Origin of the sequence: Tsukamurella paurometabola DSM 20162, assembly GCF_000092225.1 — a bacterium.
Taxonomy (GTDB): Bacteria; Actinomycetota; Actinomycetes; order Mycobacteriales; family Mycobacteriaceae; genus Tsukamurella; species Tsukamurella paurometabola.
In genome coordinates, this window is record NC_014158.1 from 1,907,390 (window position 1) to 1,927,987 (window position 20,598).

The window sequence follows — 20,598 nt, forward strand, 5'->3', positions numbered from 1 at the left end:
TGCGCCCCGTGCGGGGTCCCACCAGCTTTTCACGTGAGACAACCCTTCGCGTGGTGTGTCGATTCCCCGGGCCGGGGTGTTTCTGCTCACGGCTGAACCGCCGCGGCGAGAAAACGCTGGACCGCAGCGGCCTCCTCGGCGTCGAGCCCCGCCGCGGCGGAACGCAGCGGGCCGAGGAATCCGGCGAAGAAGTCCTCGCCGAGGCGCCGGGCGGAGTCCGTCACAACCAAACGGACCCGGCGCCGGTCCGCAGCGTCGGGTGCGCGCTCCACCAGCGATGATGCCACCAGCCGGTCGACGAGGGCGGTGCACGCCGCCGAACTCAGGCCCAGCTGTGCGGCGAGGGCGCCGGGAGTGGCGGCCGTGTGTGCGCGTTCCAGATCGAGCAGCGCGATCAGGGCCCGGATATCGGTCTCCCCGAGATCGTTCACCCGGCCGAACGCGGCGATCTCCCGGTTCCAGCGCAGCGCGGCGTCGCGCAGCGCATGGATCAGGTGTTCGTTCCGGCTCATCCGCCGACGATAGCAGGTAGTTTGTCAATCAAGTATTTCGATGATCGAGAGGAAAGCGTGAATAACGACGCCATCGAACGGGCGTACCGCGCCGTTCTGGAGGACTTCGGCGTACCCGTCGAGCGTCGCATCCTCGACGGGGCCCTGGCCCGCACCCATGTGGTGCTCTGCGGACACCCCGCCGCGCCGCCGATCGTGTGCCTCCCGGGCGGGGGTGCGACGGCGGCCTCCTGGTACGCCACCGCCTCCGCCCTGGCACGGGACCATCGCGTGATCGCCCCCGATCTGCCGGGCGACGGCGGTGGCAGCCAACCGCGGGGTCTACGCAGTCGCGATCAGTGGGCCGACTGGATCGACGAGGTGCTCGACGCGCTCGATGTGTCCGCGCCCGCGCTCGTCGGGCACTCCTTCGGGGCCCAGCTCGCGGTCGACTACGCGCTCCGCCGCCCGGGCGTCCCGGCGGCGATCACCCTGCTCGACCCCACCGATGTGTTCTGCCGGATGCGCCCGAGCACCGTCCTGCGCGCCGTCCCGCTCTTGCTCGCTCCGTCCGCGCGCCGGCAGCGCGCGTACGCCGAGTGGGAGACCGACGGGCATTGGCCCCCGTCGGCGGCGTTCGGCCGGCTGTCGGACGCCCTCGCCGACGGTCCGCGCACTGCGCTCCTACGGCTCGTTCCGCGCAGACCGGCCGCGGATCGCCTGGATGCGCTGCGCGAGGTCTCCGGCGGCGTCACCGTCGTCGTCGGTGAGCGCAGCAAGTCCCACGACGGTCCGCGCCTGGTGCGTGCGATCGCCCAGCGCTACCCGTGGATGACGGTCACCAGCCTGCCCGTCGCCCACCACGAACTGCCGTTCGCCTATCGGCCCTGAGTCTGGTCAGGACACGTGGACCGTCGGTCGGCGCTTCGCGTCGTGCTCGGCCTGCCGGAGCACCTCGTGACAGACCGCGGCCACCTCGCCCGTGCCCTCGACGAGATACTTGCCCATGTTGAGCACGGGATTCATCTCGGACCACTGGAAATAGACCTCGGGCACCACGCCCGTCTCGTCGCGGATGTAGAGCAGCACCGCCGCAATCGTGTTGGCGATGTTGCCCGAGCGCACCTTGAGCAGGCGGTATCCGAATTTCTCGATGCCGCGCACCTCGAGATCCTGCTCGAAGTCCGACGAGTCCCGCGGCCACACTTCGAGCAGGATCACCCGGGACCGGCCGGGGATGTGCCCGAATTTGCGCTCGGCGCGTACCTTGTCCCGGTACTCCTTCTTGGTGTCCACGTCGGGCTCGTGGGCCACGATGCGGATCGCGTGCTGGGCCTGCGCGTCGTCGCGGATGAATTCCAGGGCCTTGTCGTCGAAGCTGATCGACGATGCGCGCAGCTCGAACGAGCGCCGCACGCGGGAGCCGATCGACACCACGGCGATCGCCAGGATGAACAGCGCGGCGATCCGCACGCCATCGGGCCGCTCGATGATGTTGTCGATGGTGGTGTACACGAACACGGCCGCGATGAGACCGAACATCCAGGTTTGTGCGGTCTGCCGTTTGCGTCGCGCGGAGATCGTGACGGCCACCGCGGCGGAGGTCATCAACACCAACACACCGGTCGCATACGCGCCGCCCTGCGCATTCACGTCCGCCTCGAAGATCAGCACGATCACCAGTGCGATCACGGTGAGCACGACGACCAGGGGGCGTACCGCCGAGGCCCAGCGCGGGGCCATGCCGTATCGGGGCAGGTAGCGGGGCACCAGGTTGAGCAGGCCCGCCATCGCGGACGCCCCCGCGAACCACAGGATCGCCACGGTCGAGATGTCGTACACGGTGCCGAAGGTGTTGCCCAGGTAGTCGTGCGCGAGGTAGGCCAGCGCGCGACCGTTCGCCGCTCCCTCCGGACCGAACTCCTCCGCGGGAATCAGCAGCGTGGTCGCGAAGCTCGACGTCGCGAGCAGCACGCTCATGATCACCGCGGCGGTGGTGAGCAGCCGCCCGGTGTCCCGGATTCGCTTGGCCGGGTATTCGGGCGGGTCGTTGGGATCGCCCTTGATCTGAGGCATCACGGCGACACCGGTCTCGAAGCCGGACAGGCCGAGCGCGAGTTTCGGGAACACGATCAGAGCGACCGCCACCACCATCAGCGGATTCGAGTTCTCGGCCCACAGCAGGTTCTGCCAGTCCAGCACGAACTGCGGTCGTTCGACGATGTGCCACAGCGACACCAGGATCACGACCACGTTGAGTGAGAGGTACACCGTGACCAGGAGCACCGCGGTGCCGATGGCCTCCCGGAAGCCCTTGAGGAACACCAGACCCAGTGCCAGTACCAACAGCAGGGTGATCGGGATGTTCGCGCCCTGGAGGAACTGTGGCGCCAACGGGTTCTCGACGATGTGCTCGGCGGCGTCCGACGACGAGAGCGTGATGGTGATGATGAAGTCGGTGGCGGCGAATCCCAGCAGTACGAGAACGAACAGCTTGCCGCCCCACCAGGGCAGCAGCCGCTCGAACATGGCGAGCGACCCCGCCCCGTTCGGGCTCTCGCGGGCCACACGCTTGTACACCGGGAGCGCGCCGAGCAGAGTGAGCGCGATGAGCACCAGGGTGGCGATGGGGGAGATGACGCCGGCGGCGATGAAGGCGATGGCCGGCTGGTAGCCCAGCGTGGAGAAATAGTCGACGCCGGTCAGACACATGACCTTCCACCACGGCTGCGGATGATCGCTGTCCGAGGCGTGCGGGCCGACGTGGGTGCCGGCGCGTTCGGACATGCCGCTGAGGAACCAGTCGCGGGTGCGGTCCGAGAACCGGGGTAGGCCAATCACGCGGTACACAGTAGACCTCGTTCGGGGCACGCGTCGGGGCTGTGGCGCGTCGGTGTCCGGAACGGCCGGGTTCCGGCGTGACCCCAGGTCGGAGGCTGTGGACGAGCGCGGCCGTCGCCGAGGTTTCGTACGCATCCCTGGGGATGGTGCGGCGCACCTACCCTCGTCGGGTCGGCCCGCTCGGCCAGTCTTCGACCATGACGACCCAGCGCAGCACCCACGCCCTGCCCATCGACGACGTCGGCGAGCTGATCGCCGCGGTGCCGGCCCTGCTCGGGTTCGTCCCGGAACGATCCGTGGTCCTGCTGGTGCACGACGACGTGACCGGGAGGATCGGAGCGACCGCCCGCACCGATCTCGGTCTCACTCGGGCGGGCACGCTGAGGGTGGACTGTCGGCGGCATCTCGGTCAAGCGGTCGGTTTGCTGCGTAGGCAGGGCGCCGATCGGCTCTACGCTCTGGTGGTCGACGACCGGCGATTGACCAAGGCGGTCCCGGCGCTCGTGGACTGCCTGGAGACCGTGGTGAGCGCCGAACCCACGCTCGGAGCCGAGGTGGTGCTGGCCGATCTCTTCTTCGTCAGCGCCATCGCCGACGGTGCGCGGTGGCTCTGCCGGCACGGCGAGAGCGGCGCCGTGACCGACCCCGCCACCTCGCCGGTCGCGCTGGCGGCCGCCCTGGAAGGCCGCCCGGTGCGGGCGTCGCGGACCGAACTCGTGGCGTTGCTCGCCGCCGCAGGGCGCGGAATCGGCCGCGCCGACTGCCTGGCGGCGGCGAGCAATGTATCCGACCGGGACCCGGCCGAGCTGCTGGGCGCCGTGGTCGCGGCGGTACTGCAGGTGGGGTCGCGGCCGGAGCCGCTGGGTGACGCGGACGTCGCCGTACTCGGCGGCGCCCTGCTCGATGTGAACGTCCGCGACGCCGCGCTGAGCCTGAGCCTGTCCGTCGTCGCCGACGATGCGCTCGAGATGTTCGCCGAACTCGCACGGCGTCTGCGGGGTACGCCGCGGGCCGCCGCCGCTCTCCTGGTCGCCGCCTCGGCCTATGCCCGCGGCGACGGTCCGCTCACCGGGATCGCGCTGGATGCCGCGCTTGCCGCCGATCCCGGCTACCGGGCCGCCCGGTTGCTCGCGGCGGCATTCGAGAACGGGATCAGCCCGCGCGCCGTGAGCGCGGCCGCGGAGTCAGGGGAGCGGGTCGCGGCGAGGCTGGGCATCACCATGCCACCGAGGGATACCGAATTCCCTTTGGCGGGGTGATGATTCGCGCGGGACTGCGAGGTCAGCGACGCGCGGCGTGTGCCCGGTCGCCGAGCGCCTGCGTGAAGTCCCAGGCGTCGGAGACGATACCGCGCAGCTCCGTGTGCGCGGGGCGCCAGCCCAGCTCGTCGTGCGCCTTGCGTGAGGAGGCGACGAGCACGGCGGGATCGCCCGCACGCCGATCAGCGGCGACTTCGGGGATCTCGAGGCCCGTCACCTCGCGACAGGTGTCGATCACCTGTCGCACCGAGAAGCCTTCGCCGGACCCCAGATTGAAGATGTCGTGCGCACCGGTGCGGGCATGGTCGAGGGCCAGCAGGTGGGCATCGGCCAGATCCTTGACGTGCACGTAGTCGCGCACCGCGGTGCCGTCCGCGGTGGGGTAGTCGGCGCCGAAGACGGCGATATCGGCGCGCTGGCCGAGGGCGGTCTGCAGCACCAGCGGGATGAGGTGGGTCTCCACCTCGCGGTTCTCGCCGATGCCCGCATAGCTGCCGGCCACGTTGAAGTACCGCAGCGAGACGGCGGCGAGCCCGTACGCGGTGGCGTACGAGGTGATCGCGGCGTCGATGGCGAGTTTGGTAGCGCCGTAGGTGTTCGTCGGCGCGGTGCGCGCGTCCTCGGTAATGGGGACCGACTCCGGCTCACCGTAGGTAGCGGCGGTGGACGAGAACACCAGGCGCGGCACCCCGGCTGCGAGCATCGCGTCGAGCAGCGACAGCGTGGTCACCACGTTGCCCTGCCAGTACTTATGCGGATGCGTGACCGACTCGCCCACGAGGGATTTCGCGGCGAAGTGCAGGACGCCGTCGAACTCGCCGTCGGCCAGGATCTGGCGTGCCGCCGTCGCGACATCACCCTCGACGAAGGTCGCCCCAGCGGGTACCGCCTCGCGATTGCCGGTACTGAGATCGTCGAGCACGGTCACGTCGTGGCCCTGCTCCAGCAGAACCTGGGTACACACGCTGCCCACGTAGCCGGCGCCGCCGGTCACCAGAAGTCGCATCGAGCCCTACACCGCCTCGGCGAACACGGCGTGCGCCATTTCGTCCGACAGTTCGAAGTCCTCGTGGCCCGCCACGGAGATCACCACGGATCCGCGCTGGACGGTCACCGCGACGCGGGCATCGGGCACGACGCCCGCCTCCCGGAAGCGACTGATCAGATCGTTGTCCGCCTGCACGTGCTCGGCCAGCCGCTTGATCACCACTGCGGTGGGACCGCCCTGCGGGAGGTCCGTCAGCCGTGCGGGGCGGGTGGGCTCGTTGCCGATCGACACACCGAGTTCGCCCAGGCCCGGGATCGGGTTGCCGTAGGGCGAGGTGGTGGGGTTGCCGAGCACCTCGAGCAGGCGCCGTTCGACGTCCTCGCTCATCACGTGCTCCCAGCGGCACGCCTCGGCGTGCACGTTCTCCCACTGCAGGCCGATCACGTCGACCAGCAGTCGCTCGGCCAGCCGGTGCTTGCGCATCACGGCGATGGCGAGCGCGCGACCCTTGTCGCTGAGTTCCAGGTGACGGTCGCCCGCGACACGGACCAGTCCGTCGCGCTCCATTCGCTGCACGGTCTGCGACACGGTCGGCCCGCTCTGGTCGAGCCGCTCCGCGATGCGTGCGCGCAGCGGCACCACGCCCTCTTCTTCGAGTTCGTAGATGGTGCGCAGGTACATCTCGGTGGTGTCCACCAGATCGTTCACGAATCCAGCTCCTTCTCGTCGCGATCAGCTTAACGGAGACGCAACGCCATTCCCTTCGACTAAAGGTTACCTAACTTAGACGTGTCATCATGCGGAGATATTCCCTTCGGTCCGGAGCCGTGGCCGGGCCCACGTGTGCTGCGTCGCATGCGGGACAAAGCCGTATGTCCGGATGGCCACGCCGATAGGGTCGAAGCATGGCACGGTTCCCCGACTCCCAGGTGGTGTGGGATCCCTCGGTCCTCGATTACCGCTTCTCCCAATCGCACCCGATGGACCCCGTGCGGCTGCGCCTGACGATGGAGCTGGCCCGGATGCTCGGCGTGATCGACGGTGCCGAGGTGGTGGCACCGCGCGGGTTCGACGTGGCCGATCTCGCCCGGGCGCACACCGACGACTATCAGGCCGCGGTCCGGGTCGCCGGATCCGGCCGCTCGCGCATCGACCTCACCGGGTTCGGTCTCGGCAACGACGACAACCCGGTGTTCCTGCACATGCACGAGGCGGCGGCGTCGATCGTCGGGTCCACGCTCTCCGGGGCCAAGGCGATCGCCGACGGCACCGCCACGCGCGCCGTCAACATCGCGGGCGGTATGCACCACGCGATGCGCAGCCACGCCTCCGGGTTCTGCGTCTACAACGACATCGCGATCGCCATCTCCTGGTTGCTCGACCACGGCTACGACCGCATCGCCTACATCGATGTCGACGCCCATCACGGGGATGGGGTGCAGGCCGCGTTCTGGAACGACGCCCGGGTGCTCACCGTCTCGGTGCACGAGGACCCGCAGCACCTGTGGCCCAACACCGGCTACCCATCGGAGCTGGGCGGACCGGAGGCCCGCGGCACTGCCGTCAACGTGCCGGTTCCCGCGTTCAGCCCGGACGCGCTGTGGTTGCGGGCCTTCCACGCGGTGGTTCCCTCGGTGGTCCGCGAGTTCGCGCCGCAGCTCATCGTGAGTCAGTGCGGCTGCGACTCGCACGCCGCCGATCCGCTCACCGATCTGTCGCTCTCGGTCGACGGTCAGCGGGCGGCGATCCTCGCGATGCGGGATCTGGCCGATGAGGTCTGCGACGGACGCTGGCTCGCCGTCGGCGGCGGTGGGTACCAGTTGGTATCGGTGGTCCCGCGCACCTGGACCCACCTGCTGGCGGCGGTGGTCGGCGTGGACGTCGACCCGGCCACCCCCATCCCGGCCGCATGGAAGGACCTCGTCGCACAGATCCCGGCCGAGCGCCTCGGTGGCGAACCCGGCCCGCTTCCGGAGACCATGGGTGAGAGCGGCGATGTCGGATTCACTCCGTGGGAACCCGTCTCGCACGACCCGGCCGAGCGCGGTATCGACGCCGCCACCGACCGGTTCATCGCCCGCGCACGTACCGATGTCTTCCCCCTGCACGGACTCGACCCGGAGGATCCCCGTGACTGACGAGCAGCCGTTGCATCCGTCTGGGCCCTCGACCGATCCCTTCCCGGCGCCGGGCGCACAGGCGCCGTCGGGTCCGTACGAGTTCCCCGCGCACTGGGTGGCCGATGTGCTCGCCTCCGACGGCGGCGTGGTGCACCTGCGTCCCGTGGTGCCCGACGACGCCGACGCCATGGTCGAATTCCACGGCGGCCTCTCCGAGCGCACCCGGTACCTACGCTACTTCGGCCCGTATCCCGTGATGCCGCCGCGCGATGTCGCGCGGATGACCACCGTCGATCACGAGCAACGCGTGTGCCTGCTCGCCATCCTCGGCGGCAAGATCATCGCCGTCGGTCTGTACGAGGGTCTCGCCGACTCCGGTAAGCCGACCTCCGCGGAGGTGGCCTTCGTGGTCGCCGACGAGCACCAGGGCCGCGGGCTGGGTCCGATCCTGCTCGAACATCTCGCGGGTGCCGCCGCCGAGAACGGCTTCCACCGGTTCGAGGCCGAGGTGCTGGCCGAGAACCGGTACATGGTCAACGTCTTCAAGGCCGCGGGCTACGAGCTACGGCGCAGCTTCGACGGCAGCGTCGTGCACGTCGAATTCGGCATCGACCCCACCGAGGCGCTGGTCGCCGTCCGTAACGCCCGCGAACTGGCGTCCGAGGCGCGCAGCGTCAGCAATGCGTTGCGGCCCACGTCGATCGCCGTGATCGGCGCCTCCGCCACACCGGGAAAGGTCGGCCACGCGGTGCTGCGCAACATCATCGCCGGCGACTTCGCGGGGCCGGTCTATCCGGTGCACCCCGAACGCCGCTCGGTGGCGGGGATCCGTGCCTACGAGTCGGTGCGCGATATCCCCGATCGGGTGGATCTCGCCGTGGTCGCCGTGCCCGCGGACAATATGGGGCAGGTACTCGACGACTGCCTCGCCAAGGAGGTGCGGACCCTGCTGGTGGTCTCGTCCGGCTTCTCCGACGCCGGTGGCCGTGGCAAGGAATCCGAACGACGGCTGCTCAAAGCGGTGCGCTCGCACGGGATGCGGTTGATCGGGCCGAATGCGCTCGGCGTGGTCAACACCGACCGGGAGGTGCGGCTCAACGCCACGCTCGCCCCCGTCGTACCGGGCCGCGGCAATGTCGGCTTCTTCTGCCAGTCCGGTGCGCTCGGCATCGCCATCCTGGACACCGCCGCCAAACGCGGTGTCGGACTGACCACTTTTGTCTCCGCCGGCAACCGGGCCGATGTCTCGGGTAACGACGTGTTGCAGTACTGGGACACCGACGACGACACCGAAGTGGTGCTGCTCTACCTGGAGAGTTTCGGCAATCCCCGTAAGTTCGGCAGGATCGCGCGCCGGCTGGCTCGGCAGAAGCCGATCGTGGCAGTGCATCGCGGCGGCGTCGATGCCGACCGGCGTCAACGAGGATCGGATGCCTTGTTCGAGAACTCCGGTGTGGTGCAGGTCGATTCGATCCCCGAGCTGTTCGACTGCGCGACCTTCTTCAGCTACCAGCCGTTGCCCACCGGTCCACGGGTGGCGGTCATCGGCAATTCCACCGCGCTGGGGGTGCTCGCGACCCATACCGGGATCCGTGCCGGACTTGACGTGGCTCAGCCGGTCGACTTGGGCGCCGCCGCCACCCCACAGGAGTTCGGTGCCGCGATCGACGCCGCCCTCGCCGACGACACGGTCGACGCCATCATCGCGGTCTTCGTCCCGCCGGTGGAGGCGCCGCCCGAGGCGCACGCCGCGGTGCTCCTGGAGGCCTCGCGCAAGCAGATCAAACCGATCGTGTCGACGTTCCTCGCGTTCGACGGCGTCACCGAGTTGCTCGCGGCCACCGACGCCGAGGGCGTGCGTACGCGCGGTTCGGTCCCGTCCTACCCGGAGCCGGAGCGAGCCGCCCGGGTGCTCGCACACGGTTGGCGGTACGCCCAGTGGCGGGCACGGCCGATCTCCGAGACCGCGCGCCCGGACGGTACCGACGTCGAGACCGCGCGCACCCGTGTGCGGGAGTGGTTGCCGCCGAATGATTCCGGGTCCGGTCCCGTCACGCTGGACTTCGAGCGCAGCACCGAGCTCCTCCGTCTGTACGGCGTCGAGGTGGTCCCCTTCGAGGTGGCCTCCACGCCGGAGCAGGCCATGGCCGCTGCCGACCGGCTCGGTTACCCGGTGGCGGTGAAGGCGATGGGAGAGCGCTGGCGCCTGCGCGCCGACCTCGCCGCGGTGCGCCTCGATCTCACGGGACCGCAGGCTGTCGCCGACGCTTTCGGTGAGCTCGCCGGTGCGACCGGTGAGACCTTGCTGCACGTGCAGCGAATGGCGGACAAGGGGATCGGTTGCGCCGTCGGGTACGAGAACGATCCGCGGATCGGCCCGCTCCTGTCCTTCGGGCTCAGTGGTGCCGTGCCGGAGCTGCTGGGGGACCGCGCCTATCGGCTGCTGCCGCTGACCGACGCGGCGGCCCAGGATCTGCTCACCGCGACGAAATCCGCGCCCCTACTCGAAGGTTTCGCCGGTGAGGCGGGAGTCGACCGGTCGGCGCTCATCGCCATCGTGACCCGCATCGCGGCCCTCGCCTATGAGATTCCGGAGATCACATCGATCGACTGCCAGCCGATCCTCGCCACTACCGACGGCGCCGCGGTGTTGTCGTCGGTGATCCGTATCGGGCACGCCAGCGACATGCTCACTCAACAAGCGGAACCGCGCCGGCTGTAAGCCGACGCGGTCCCTATCGTGCTGGTTCTTCGGTGACGCCTTAGCTGGCGTAGGCGCGCAACCGGTCGGCGCGCTCGCCGTTGCGGAGCTTGCTCATGACCTCGCGCTCGATCTGGCGCACCCGCTCACGGGACAGGCCGAACAGCTTGCCGATCTGGTCGAGGGTGCGCGGCTGACCGTCGTCGAGACCGTACCGCAGCCGGATCACCTGCTGCTCCCGCTCGTCCAGGGTGGCGAGCACCGACCGGACGTCGCTGTGCATGAGCGTGGAGATCACCGCGGACTCGGCCGACGCGGCCTCTGCATCCTCGATGAAGTCGCCCAGCGGGGCCTCTTCGTCCGAGCCGACGGGCATGTCCAGGCTCACCGGGTCGCGCGAGTGGTCCATCAGGTCGGCGATCTTCTCCGCCGGAATGCCGGACTCGGCGGCCAGTTCGGCGTCCGTGGCTTCGCGGCCCAGCTGCTGATGCAGCTCACGGCGGATGCGGGCCAGCTTGTTGACCTGCTCGACGAGATGGACGGGGAGCCGGATGGTGCGCGACTGGTCGGCCATACCGCGGGTGATGGCCTGCCGGATCCACCAGGTGGCGTAGGTCGAGAACTTGAATCCCTTGGCGTAGTCGAACTTCTCCATCGCGCGGATGAGTCCGAGGTTGCCCTCCTGGATCAGGTCCAGCAGCGGCATGCCGCGGCCGGTGTAGCGCTTGGCCAACGACACCACCAGGCGCAGGTTGGCTTCCAGCAGGTGCTGCCGGGCCGCCTGGCCGTCGCGCACGATGAACGCCAGATCACGCTTCTTCGACGCCGACAGCCGCTTCTTGGTATCGAGCAGGTGCTGGGCGTAGAGCCCCGCCTCGATGCGCTTGGCCAATTCGACCTCGTCCTCCGCGGTGAGCAGGGCGGTGCGGCCGATGCCGTTCAGGTACACCCGCACCAGATCTGCTGCGGGGCTCTGAGCGTCGAGATCGGCCTCCGTCAACTCGGGCCGGACACGCTCGGCTGCGGGGGCTGTGGTGCTGAAGCGGTGTGCCATGGTGGCTCCTCCTAATCGCCGGTACATCTGTTCAACGGACGACCGGCGTGGAGAGTTCCCGAGACGCACCGCTCTGACCAGCGTAAACGCAGACTCGATCTAAGAAGTTGCTTAAAGAAATGTGACAAAGCCGTGACGGTGCAGGTCGGCCAGCAGCCGGTGCGCGGGTTCCCGGAGCCCGTCCGTGCCCGTCGCCGCCTCGAGCAACTCGACCAGATCATCGGTGCTGAGCCCGCCGAGACAGCCGGCCAAGAGCCGGGCGCCCGCATCGTCGAGTTCGTGGGTCCAGCGCGGCCCGGACATCCGGGTCACCCGGACAGCGACCTCGTTCCAGCCCTCGTCACCGGACACCGATACCCGTTCCAGCGCGACATCGGAGCCGAGCAGCGGGCGCGCCGCACCCAGGTCGGCGTCGCGGAGCCACGCCATTCGCGCGAAGTGTCCGGGCACTTCCTCGCCGAGCGGATCGTCGAACGGCTGCGTGAGCTCCTCGCACACCACCTCCGATGGGCCGTCGATCGCGCGCAGCAGGACGAACCCGAATCCGATCCCCGTCACACCGGCCGCGTCGAGGTGTGCGAGCCAGCGGTCCGATTTCGCCCGGCCTTCGCCGACGCGCGGATTGAGCCCCTCATCGCGGAGCCACGTGCCCACGTACAGTGCCGGATCGGCGACGTCGCGCTGGAGCACCCATGCGGCGATCCCCTCGGAGGGCAGCCAGGACGCGACCCGCGTCTGCCAGGCCTGGTCATCGCGATGCACCCAGGCGCCGAGCAGCGCCGCGGTGCCGCCCGGCGCCAGGTGCGCCGGTGCGGACCGGACCACCAGCTCGGTCGCACCGTCGAGATCGAGACCGGAATCGCGGTAGGTGTGGTCGACGCGACCTTCGCCCACGACGAAAGGCGGGTTGGCGAGCAGCAGATCGAATCGTTCACCCGCGACCGGTGCGAACCAATCGCCGGTCCGCACGTCCACCTCGACACCGTTGAGCGCCGCGGAGGCAGCGGCGAATCCCGCGGCCCGGTCGCTGATATCGGTCGCCACCACCCGGTCGGCGAACCGCGCCGCACCGCAGGCGTGCACCCCGCAGCCGGTGCCCAGATCGAGGACTGATCCCGCTGGTTCGCGGGGCGTCGCTCGCAGCAGCGACTGCGAGGCGTGGCCCACACCGAGCACGTGCTCACGATCCTGTGGATGCGGGCGCATCAATCCGTCCAGATCGGAGAGGAACCACTGCGTACCGCCCGCGGGCGGGTCCAGGGGACGCAGCCCGAGGGCGGACCGGACCGCCGACGGGTCGTCGGGGTCGATCTCGAGCAGGCCCGCCTCGATCGCCTCGTCGACGGTGACCGGTGTCAACACCCGGCCGGCCCGGGATCGCTCGACGGGCGCGGCGGCGAGGAACAGCCGGATCAGAACGGGGAGCGGCGCATCGCCCGCGGCGGCCGCCTCGACCGGTCCGGGCTCACCGCGGGACAGGCAGCCGAACACCTCGTCGCCGAGCAGGGTACGGACAGCGGCCTCGGAGAAGTCCGCCGCGGCGAGCACCGGCCCGAGCCGATGGCACACGGGTACAAGCGTGGGAGACAAGCGCATCGCGTCGCGGCGGCGCTCACTCACCGGGGACGGTGACGGTCTTGATCGGGTGGCCTTGCAGCGCGAGGCGATCGCTCTTGCGAGCGGTGAACCGGCCGGGCTCGCCGCGGCGCCGCTTGGGCCGGTCGTTGGCGCGGATCACGGCGATCCACGGGATCGGAATCGAGACGGCGATGATCGCGAGCGCGATCGGCCAGCTGCCGGTGGCGGAGTACACCACCGCTGAGAGCACCAGCGCGGGAATCCGGAAGGCCATGATGAGCAGGTAGCGGCGGACTCGGCGCCGGTGCTGCTCCTCGTAGGAGTCCTCGGCGTCGGTGATCACGTACGCACCCCGGTGGGTACTCGCGCCCGTCCCCTCGTTCTCAGTCACCCTTCGATCGTCCCACTGGTGCTGGCAGAATGAAAGTCATGAGCACGAAGACCCTGGAGAAGCCCGAAGTCGATGTCGATGCCGACACGGGTAACGACGACGACACTCCCAAGTTCTTCCACTACGTGCGCAAGAACAAGATCGCCGAATCGGCGGTGATGGGCAACTTCGTGGTCGCACTGTGCGGTGAGACCTTCCCCGTCACCAAGTCGGCGAAGCCCGGTTCGCCGGTGTGCCCGGAGTGCAAGAAGATCTACGACCGCATGAAGAAGTAGTCAGCGCGGTTCCACTTCGCGCCGCGCGCCGATCTCGTGCGGTGGCGCGTCCTGCGGTGGCCGCGTTCGCGAGATTTCGCGGGCCTCGGGCGGAGGGCCCGGCCGGGAGGCGGGTTCCGGATCCGCTTTGCGCTTCGGGCGCCGGATCGGATCGGTGGCCCGGCGTAGTCCCTCCGCTGCGGCCTTGCCCGGGTTGTCGATCCCGACCTCCTTCATCGTCTCTGCCACCCAGCCGCGCAGCTGGTCGGTACGCACCTCACGTGCCGGCCACCGCGCCTGCAGCGCGGCGTTGAACTCGGCGCCCACCATGACGGCGAACCCGAGGAAGAACGTGAACAGCAGAAAAGCGATCGGTGTGGCCAGCGCCCCGTAGGAGTAGCCGCGCGTGGCGATGAGGCTGAGATAGACGCGCAGGCCGGTCGAAGCGATGAGGAAGATCAGCGCGGCGAGCGCCGCACCGGGCACCTGCCGGTACCAGGGGAGCGGCCGGGGGAGTGCCTGCCGGTAGAGCAGCGCGAGCGCGCCCACCAGCAGGGCGACAACGAACGGGAGATATCCCACGTCGATCAGTCGCGCCACCGCCGGATGCCAGGACGCGGGCATGTACTTCACGATCAGGGTGGGCCCGAGCGCGACCAGCGGCAGGGTGAGGACCGCGATCACCAGGAACTCGACGTACAGCAGAACGGCGAAGAACCTCTGGTGCACCGGATTCCGGACCGTGTGCTGGTCGTGGGCCATGCAGATGGAGTCCACGAACGACGACAACGCCGACGATCCGGCCCAGAGCGCGATGATGAAACCGATCGAGACGATGTCGAACCGGCCTTCGCTGAGCACGCCGCTCACCATCGGGCCGATGATCTCGGTCACCACGCTCTCGGTGAACACCGACTCGCTGAACGAGAGGATCTTGCCCTGGATGACGCCGATGGTGTCGGGACCGAACCAATTCGCCACGTAACCGGTGAGGCCGAGGAGACCGAGCAGCAGCGGCGGCAGCGATAGCGTCTGCCAGAAGGCGGCCTGCGCGCTCTGCCCGATGATCGAGTCGTCCCAGGATTTGACGATGGTGCGCCAGAAGATGCGTGGCAGCGACCGGATCACCGCCAGGGCACGCGTATGCAGCGGGGCCACCCGGGGCCGGTCGAGGTCCTGGGTCTGCGGCCCCGCGGCCGGCGGCTGCGGCGCGTGAGCGGAGTCTGCATCGTCCATCGCCCTCTAGTCTTCCCCACCAGGGCCGATCGCGCCGTAACCGGATCCGCCGCGTGTTGCCGGTAGACTTCTTCCGGTCTTCAGTCGTCGAAGCCGCGCCCATCGGGCGCCGTTGAGGGGTGCGTTTTTCCATGGCGGGTTCACTTCGTGTCTGGCAGCGCCGTGCGCTCACGAAGTACCTGACCGCGAAGCCGCAGGACTTCCTGGCCGTGGCTACTCCGGGCGCCGGAAAGACCACGTTCGCCCTGCGTGTGGCAGCCGAGCTGTTGGCCGATCGCACCGTGGAGCGGGTCACCGTGGTCGCCCCCACTGAGCACCTGAAGTACCAGTGGGCCGAAGCGGCCGCGCGGAACGGCATCAACCTCGACCCGAACTTCACCAATTCGGGCGGCAGCACTTCGTCCGACTTCGACGGTGTCGTGATCACCTACGCACAGGTGGGGATGCACCCGTACAAGCACCACGCGCGCACCACCGCCTACAAGACCCTGGTGATCCTTGATGAGATCCACCACGCCGGTGACGCGAAGAGCTGGGGCGAGGGCGTGCGCGAGGCCTTCGAGGGTGCGACCCGCCGTCTGGCGCTCACCGGCACCCCGTTCCGCAGCGACGACAACCCGATCCCGTTCGTCACCTACGAGCCGGAGTTCGGCGGGGGACAGCGGTCGAAGGCCGACCACGTCTACGGCTATTCCGACGCACTCGCCGACGGCGTGGTGCGGCCTGTGGTCTTCCTCGCCTACTCGGGCCAGGCGAGCTGGCGCACCAGCGCCGGTGAGGAATTCACCGCCCGCCTCGGCGAACCGCTGAGTAAGGAGCAGACCGCCCGGGCGTGGCGCACGGCGCTCGACCCGCACGGCGATTGGATCCCCGCCGTGCTGCACGCCGCGAACACCCGTCTCGATCAGCTGCGCCGGACGATGCCCGATGCCGGCGGCCTGGTGATCGCGACCGATCAGAGCACCGCCCGCGACTACGCCGAGCTGCTGCACGACATCACCGGCGAGAAGGTCACGGTGGTGCTGTCCGACGATCCGACCGCCTCGAAACGGATCAGCGAGTTCTCGTCGAGCCGGGACAAGTGGATGGTCGCGGTGCGGATGGTGTCCGAGGGCGTCGATGTTCCGCGTCTCGCGGTGGGTGTGTACGCCACCAGCGCCTCGACGCCGCTGTTCTTCGCGCAGGCGATCGGCCGCTTCGTCCGGTCGCGCGCGCAGGGCGAGACCGCCAGCGTGTTCCTGCCCTCGGTCCCGGTTCTGCTCGACCTCGCGTCGAAGCTGGAGGAACAGCGTGACCACGTCCTGGGCAAGCCGCATCGCGAGTCCGACGGGCTCGACGACGCGCTGCTGATCGACGCGAACAAGCAGAAGGACGAGCCCGGCGAGGAGGAGAAGGCCTTCGTCTCACTGCACGCCGACGCCGAACTCGACCAACTCATCTACGACGGATCGTCCTACGGGACCGCAACCTTCGCGGGCAGCGACGAGGAGGCCGACTACCTGGGGCTGCCCGGCCTGCTCGATGCGGAGCAGATGCGGGCGTTGCTCAAACAGCGGCAGAAGGAACAGGTGCAGACCCGCACCGTCGAGGCCGAGCGGCCGGCTCCGCCGGTCGAGGTCGAACAGCGGGCCACCGCCGGTGAGCAGTTGTCGGCGTTGCGTCGCGAGCTGAACTCGCTGGTCGCCATGCATCATCACCGCACCGGCAAGCCACACGGTGTGGTCCACAACGAGCTGCGCAGCCGCCTGGGCGGCCCGGTCACTGCGATGGCGTCCGCCGAGCAACTGCGCGAGCGGATCGCCGCTCTGCGCACCTGGCGCTAGGGCCGGCGGCTGCCCCGAAACGACGCGTGCCCGGCGACCGCAGTCGCCGGGCACGCGTCAGCCGTGGTGCGGTCGGATCAGACTCCGACCGGCTCGCCGCCGGTGACGGCCGCACCCTGGGACTCGAGCTTGTCGCGGTGTGCGGTGAAGTGATGCCCGCAGAACAGCAACTCGAACCCGGATGGAAGGACAGCTCGTACCTGGGCCGCCGCCGCGCAGCGGTCGCACCGATCGGATGCGGTGAGCGGAGCCGCGGTGGCAACCGTGGTGGTGTCGATGTTCGTCATGACTCCTCCGTTCTACGAACTGATTCTCTATCCCCGTGGAGCTGGAGGAATCTCCGACCCCCGCGTGGTCTTTCTACATCTTTATATACGTCTGACGATACCGAATTGTTCCCGCCGCGCGCGGGAGGCGGGGCTCACACTCGTACAGTGACGGCGTGTCACGTCTCCTGATCCCAGCGATGTTCGTCGTCGGCGCGATCAGTCAGTACGTAGGCGCCTCGCTCGGCGTCGGGTTGTTCGAGCAGCTCTCGCCGGCGGCGGTCGCCTGGCTGCGCGGCGCGGGAGCAGGCCTGATCCTGATCGCGGTACTGCGGCCCCGGCGGCGTGACCGTGGGTTCTAGCGATCCCCGCAACACCGCGGATAGCAAGGAGTTGCGGGGATCGTGCATTCACCGATGGTGAAGAAGAGGTTCTTCAAGGAATTGGACGTGTCTGACGGCAATGTGTCGGTCGCTGCTAGGGCGGCGGGGGTGACAGTGAATACGGCGTTTGGATGGATGCGCAGGGCGGGCCTGCGTGGACGTGGGAGCACTAGCAATGGTGGTCATCCCGGCCGGGCCGAGTACGACCGGCTTCGCCGTGAGGGGGTGCTGCGGCCGGACGCTGCTCGGCGTGTCGGTGTCAGCGTTCGCACTGCTGGGGACTGGGATCGAGGGGTGCGCAAGATTGGCGATACTCGTATCCATCCCGACGGACGCAAGATCGATTACCTGACAGGTGCGGTCACGTGGGTCGGAGTGGAATCGGATGCACCGAGGCAGCGGAGCCTGCATCCACGGTTTCTGACCTTGACCGAGCGGGAAACTATCGCTGACATGCGCCGCGAGGGGGCATCGCTGCGGGCCATCGGCAGGGAGCTCGGCCGGCCAGCATCGACGATCAAACGGGAGATCGACGCTGGCGTTGTCAACGGTGCCTATCGCCCGCATCAGGCGCACCGCAGGTGGGAAAAGAGCCGGTCACGGCCGAAGCCAGCGAAACTGGCCCAGGCCGGTCCGCTGCGGGACTACGTCGAGAACAAACTGCAGGACCAGTGGTCCCCAGAGCAGATATGTCACTCTCTAGTGACCGAGTTCCCCAACGAGCAAAGTATGCGTGTGAGCGTCGAGACGATCTACCAGTCGATCTACGTTCAGGCTCGGGGCGGCCTGCGCCGTGAAGTCGCGATGGCCTTGCGAACGGGCCGCACCCGCCGCAAGCCCCACCGCCGCGCCGAACATCGCACCAGACGATTCGTCGACAAGATGGTGATGATCTCCGACCGGCCCGCCGAGGTCGAGGATCGAGCCGTGCCAGGCCACTGGGAAGGTGACCTGATCGTCGGTACTCGCAGCGAGTCCGCGATCGTCACACTCGTCGAACGCTCCACCCGCTACGTCATGCTCGGCCACCTGCCTGGCGGCCACTCCGCCGAAGAAGTCCGTGACGTGCTGGTTTCGTTGATCGGAAATCTCCCAGGACATTTGCGGGGATCACTGACCTGGGACCAGGGCTGCGAGATGGCCGCCCACCAACAATTCACGGTCGCCACCGGGGTTCCGGTCTACTTCTGCGATCCCCACTCACCCTGGCAGCGCGGAAGCAACGAGAACACCAATGGACTACTGCGCCAGTACTTCCCGAAAGGCACCGACCTGAGCGCCTACGGCCGCGAAGACCTCGAACTCGTCGCCCAGAAACTCAATCGCCGACCACGCAAAACGCTCGGCTGGAAGACACCAGCCGAGCGTTTGCGTGACCTCATTACAGCTCGCTAGCACCGATGCCCCGCGCTCGTATCGCGAGCGTAGGACATCGTGCGGCGTTTGGATCAGTGCTCGTCGTAGTGGTCACCATGCGGAGCGTGACGGTGCCCATCGTGGACGTAGTCCACGTGATCGCCGTGCTGGATAGCCTCGTGGCCGCAGTCGGGTCCATGGGCATGGTCGGAGTGGTCGTGTGCCAGGTGCTCAGTGCGCGTCATCGTCATAGGCATGATTATATGCGAATGCGTGCACGTAATGCAACGAGCACCGCGGATCCCAGAAGCGCTCCGCTGGAATACTCAGCGGAGCACTTCCGTATGGTGGGCCCTACCAGGCTCGGTGTTGCGACGATCCCTAGAATCCGCCGACTGGTCGCCGGCCCGGCTCCGTGCGGCGGCCGCGTTCGGCACCGTGACGGTGCTGATGAACATCGCCTTCTACGAGTCGATCGCCCACATCGACCTCGGGACCGCGGTCGCGATCGAGTTCCTGGGTCCGATCGCCGTCGCGGTCGCGGGTTCGCGCCGGCCCCTCGACCTGGTCGCCGCGGCCGCGGCGCTGACGGGTGTGATCTGCGTGGCGGGTGTCAACATCGGTGGCGTCGCCGGAGTCGACGGTGCGCTCGGCGTGGGGTGCGCGCTCGTCGCGGCGGCGCTGTGGGCCGGATACATCGTCCTGGGCAAGCGAGTCGCCGATGCCGGGGGAGGCATCGAGGGGCTCGGCGTCGGCCTCGCCGCCGGCGCGCTCATCCTTGCGCTGCCCGCGCTGGGAACCGACGTGCTCACCCGGCCGGAGTCCTTCCTCGGGTGGAAGGTGTGGGTGCTGGGCCTCGGGCTCGGTCTGCTCAGCTCGGTGATTCCGTATGCCCTCGATCAGGTGGTCCTGCGCCGCGTCGGGCGCGCCCGGTTCGCACTGCTGCTGGCCCTCCTTCCGGTGACCGCGACCGCCGTCGGCGCCGTCATGCTCGGCCAGCGGCAGGGGTGGCTCGAAGCCGCCGGCATCGCGCTGGTCGTCGGCGCCATCGTGCTCACCTCACGTGATGTCGCAGCCGAGGCCGCGCCCACCTCCGGGGGCTGACGGTGGCCGATATGTCCAGGTCGTGGCTCGTCGTCGGATCGCCGGGATCATCGTCACGGGCCAGAGGAGATAGCCCAGCAGTACGGCCCGCAGATGCCCCAATGTGGCGTAGAGCCCGAAGAAGGGCAGTGTCAGCTGGACCGCGACCGGAAGTGTCAGCATCGCCAGCACGCGCCATCGCAGGCGCTGGATTCGGTACACCAGAAGCCCTGCCACGCACAGACTCCCGTAGCTGACTCCCACGTCGATCATGCCGCTCACGTCGACATCGTCGGTGAGCCAGCCGTGTGCGACGAGCCGGCCCGCGGAGAGTACGGCGACCAGCGAGGCCGCGGCGCTTCCCGTGAAGTACACCGCGATCAGGCCGAGGTGACCGAGCCACCGTTCGGCCGGACCGAGCACGAGCACGGTCACCATCGTCGCGAAGACGATGTCCACCGGCTCGATCCACAGAGCCGAGGTGATGAGCGACTGCACCGGGTGCTGTGCGAACTGCGTCAGGTTCGTGCTGTGCGCCAGGAGGACCTGGGTCTGCAGCGATGGGGGAAGACCGATCAGCATGATCGAATTCACACACACGATCAGCCAGATCAGAGTGGCGGCCGGGCTCGCCCGGACCCAGGCGACCGCGGCACGTGCCAGTGCCTGCAATCGATCGGCGCCGCGCCCGCCGCGCCGCACCTGCCAGGTGCAGGCGCCGAACACGGCGAGGACCGCGACCGTGACCGCGAGATCCATGTCGTTCAGTGTGAC

Annotated in this window: 20 protein-coding genes; 9 read left to right on the forward strand and 11 right to left on the reverse strand. The window is 68.8% G+C overall.

Annotated elements, in window-relative coordinates:
- Nucleotides 1-86: 86 nt before the first annotated feature.
- A complete protein-coding gene (locus TPAU_RS09140) occupies nucleotides 87-512 on the reverse strand; it encodes a MarR family winged helix-turn-helix transcriptional regulator (RefSeq protein ID WP_013126472.1) in 426 nt (141 codons plus the stop codon).
- 57 nt (nucleotides 513-569) lie between these two features.
- Here TPAU_RS09140 and TPAU_RS09145 point away from each other — a divergent pair, with 57 nt between their 5' ends.
- Entirely contained in the window at nucleotides 570-1,382 is an 813-nt protein-coding gene (locus tag TPAU_RS09145) for an alpha/beta fold hydrolase (RefSeq protein WP_013126473.1), read from the forward strand.
- A 6-nt stretch (nucleotides 1,383-1,388) separates the two neighbouring features.
- On the opposite strand, the gene TPAU_RS09150 is transcribed toward TPAU_RS09145, so the two are convergent.
- A complete protein-coding gene (locus TPAU_RS09150; protein WP_218022134.1) occupies nucleotides 1,389-3,278 on the reverse strand; it encodes an APC family permease in 1,890 nt (629 codons plus the stop codon).
- Nucleotides 3,279-3,529: 251 nt separating this feature from the next.
- On the opposite strand from TPAU_RS09150, the gene TPAU_RS09155 reads away from it, so the two are divergent.
- On the forward strand, nucleotides 3,530-4,591 hold the full coding sequence (locus TPAU_RS09155) for a DUF4192 domain-containing protein (protein ID WP_013126475.1): 1,062 nt from the start codon (nucleotides 3,530-3,532) through the stop codon (nucleotides 4,589-4,591).
- Nucleotides 4,592-4,613: 22 nt separating this feature from the next.
- On the opposite strand, the gene galE is transcribed toward TPAU_RS09155, so the two are convergent.
- On the reverse strand, nucleotides 4,614-5,597 hold the full coding sequence (gene galE / locus TPAU_RS09160) for a UDP-glucose 4-epimerase GalE (RefSeq protein ID WP_013126476.1): 984 nt from the start codon (nucleotides 5,595-5,597) through the stop codon (nucleotides 4,614-4,616).
- Between the two features lie 6 nt (nucleotides 5,598-5,603).
- A complete protein-coding gene (locus tag TPAU_RS09165; protein WP_013126477.1) occupies nucleotides 5,604-6,287 on the reverse strand; it encodes an iron-dependent transcriptional repressor DtxR in 684 nt (227 codons plus the stop codon).
- A gap of 197 nt (nucleotides 6,288-6,484) precedes the next feature.
- Here TPAU_RS09165 and TPAU_RS09170 point away from each other — a divergent pair, with 197 nt between their 5' ends.
- Together TPAU_RS09170 and TPAU_RS09175 are read left to right on the forward strand one after the other, a co-directional pair.
- Complete coding sequence (locus TPAU_RS09170; protein WP_013126478.1) at nucleotides 6,485-7,717, forward strand: acetoin utilization protein AcuC; 1,233 nt, start codon at nucleotides 6,485-6,487, stop codon at nucleotides 7,715-7,717.
- A complete protein-coding gene (locus tag TPAU_RS09175) occupies nucleotides 7,710-10,421 on the forward strand; it encodes a bifunctional acetate--CoA ligase family protein/GNAT family N-acetyltransferase (RefSeq protein WP_013126479.1) in 2,712 nt (903 codons plus the stop codon). Before TPAU_RS09170 ends, TPAU_RS09175 begins: the two co-directional genes overlap by 8 nt.
- A gap of 40 nt (nucleotides 10,422-10,461) precedes the next feature.
- Here TPAU_RS09175 and TPAU_RS09180 read toward each other — a convergent pair whose 3' ends face one another.
- The 3 genes from TPAU_RS09180 to TPAU_RS09190 form a co-directional block, all read right to left on the reverse strand.
- Complete coding sequence (locus tag TPAU_RS09180) at nucleotides 10,462-11,454, reverse strand: sigma-70 family RNA polymerase sigma factor (protein WP_013126480.1); 993 nt, start codon at nucleotides 11,452-11,454, stop codon at nucleotides 10,462-10,464.
- Between the two features lie 111 nt (nucleotides 11,455-11,565).
- Nucleotides 11,566-13,050 (reverse strand): DUF7782 domain-containing protein, encoded by a 1,485-nt coding sequence (locus TPAU_RS09185; RefSeq protein WP_013126481.1) that lies wholly within the window; start codon nucleotides 13,048-13,050, stop codon nucleotides 11,566-11,568.
- A 16-nt stretch (nucleotides 13,051-13,066) separates the two neighbouring features.
- Entirely contained in the window at nucleotides 13,067-13,423 is a 357-nt protein-coding gene (locus tag TPAU_RS09190) for a DUF3099 domain-containing protein (protein WP_013126482.1), read from the reverse strand.
- A gap of 38 nt (nucleotides 13,424-13,461) precedes the next feature.
- Between TPAU_RS09190 and TPAU_RS09195 the strand changes: the two genes are divergently transcribed.
- Entirely contained in the window at nucleotides 13,462-13,698 is a 237-nt protein-coding gene (locus tag TPAU_RS09195; protein ID WP_041944360.1) for a DUF3039 domain-containing protein, read from the forward strand.
- Here TPAU_RS09195 and TPAU_RS09200 read toward each other — a convergent pair whose 3' ends face one another.
- Nucleotides 13,699-14,913: a YihY/virulence factor BrkB family protein gene (locus tag TPAU_RS09200; protein WP_013126484.1), complete on the reverse strand. Its 1,215-nt coding sequence runs from the start codon at nucleotides 14,911-14,913 to the stop codon at nucleotides 13,699-13,701.
- A gap of 131 nt (nucleotides 14,914-15,044) precedes the next feature.
- Between TPAU_RS09200 and TPAU_RS09205 the strand changes: the two genes are divergently transcribed.
- Nucleotides 15,045-16,736, forward strand: a complete 1,692-nt coding sequence (locus TPAU_RS09205; protein ID WP_013126485.1) for a DEAD/DEAH box helicase — start codon at nucleotides 15,045-15,047, stop codon at nucleotides 16,734-16,736.
- Nucleotides 16,737-16,813: 77 nt separating this feature from the next.
- Here the strand turns inward: TPAU_RS09205 and TPAU_RS09210 are convergent, their stop codons facing one another.
- The gene (locus TPAU_RS09210) at nucleotides 16,814-17,023 is read right to left on the reverse strand and encodes a DUF7455 domain-containing protein (RefSeq protein WP_013126486.1); all 210 of its coding nucleotides are present in this window, start codon (nucleotides 17,021-17,023) and stop codon (nucleotides 16,814-16,816) included.
- A 155-nt stretch (nucleotides 17,024-17,178) separates the two neighbouring features.
- On the opposite strand from TPAU_RS09210, the gene TPAU_RS22925 reads away from it, so the two are divergent.
- Complete coding sequence (locus TPAU_RS22925) at nucleotides 17,179-17,364, forward strand: hypothetical protein (RefSeq protein ID WP_147291079.1); 186 nt, start codon at nucleotides 17,179-17,181, stop codon at nucleotides 17,362-17,364.
- A gap of 156 nt (nucleotides 17,365-17,520) precedes the next feature.
- Nucleotides 17,521-18,780 carry an IS30 family transposase gene (locus TPAU_RS09215; RefSeq protein WP_425358565.1) on the forward strand — a complete coding sequence of 420 codons (1,260 nt, stop codon included), beginning with the start codon at nucleotides 17,521-17,523 and terminating at the stop codon, nucleotides 18,778-18,780.
- Nucleotides 18,781-18,833: 53 nt separating this feature from the next.
- On the opposite strand, the gene TPAU_RS09220 is transcribed toward TPAU_RS09215, so the two are convergent.
- On the reverse strand, nucleotides 18,834-18,986 hold the full coding sequence (locus tag TPAU_RS09220) for a hypothetical protein (protein WP_041944754.1): 153 nt from the start codon (nucleotides 18,984-18,986) through the stop codon (nucleotides 18,834-18,836).
- 124 nt (nucleotides 18,987-19,110) lie between these two features.
- Here TPAU_RS09220 and TPAU_RS09225 point away from each other — a divergent pair, with 124 nt between their 5' ends.
- Nucleotides 19,111-19,845 (forward strand): EamA family transporter, encoded by a 735-nt coding sequence (locus TPAU_RS09225; RefSeq protein WP_245537866.1) that lies wholly within the window; start codon nucleotides 19,111-19,113, stop codon nucleotides 19,843-19,845.
- Here the strand turns inward: TPAU_RS09225 and TPAU_RS09230 are convergent.
- The gene (locus tag TPAU_RS09230; RefSeq protein ID WP_013126487.1) at nucleotides 19,801-20,583 is read right to left on the reverse strand and encodes a rhomboid-like protein; all 783 of its coding nucleotides are present in this window, start codon (nucleotides 20,581-20,583) and stop codon (nucleotides 19,801-19,803) included. The two genes, TPAU_RS09225 and TPAU_RS09230, sit on opposite strands and share 45 nt — an antisense overlap.
- Nucleotides 20,584-20,598: the final 15 nt, after the last annotated feature.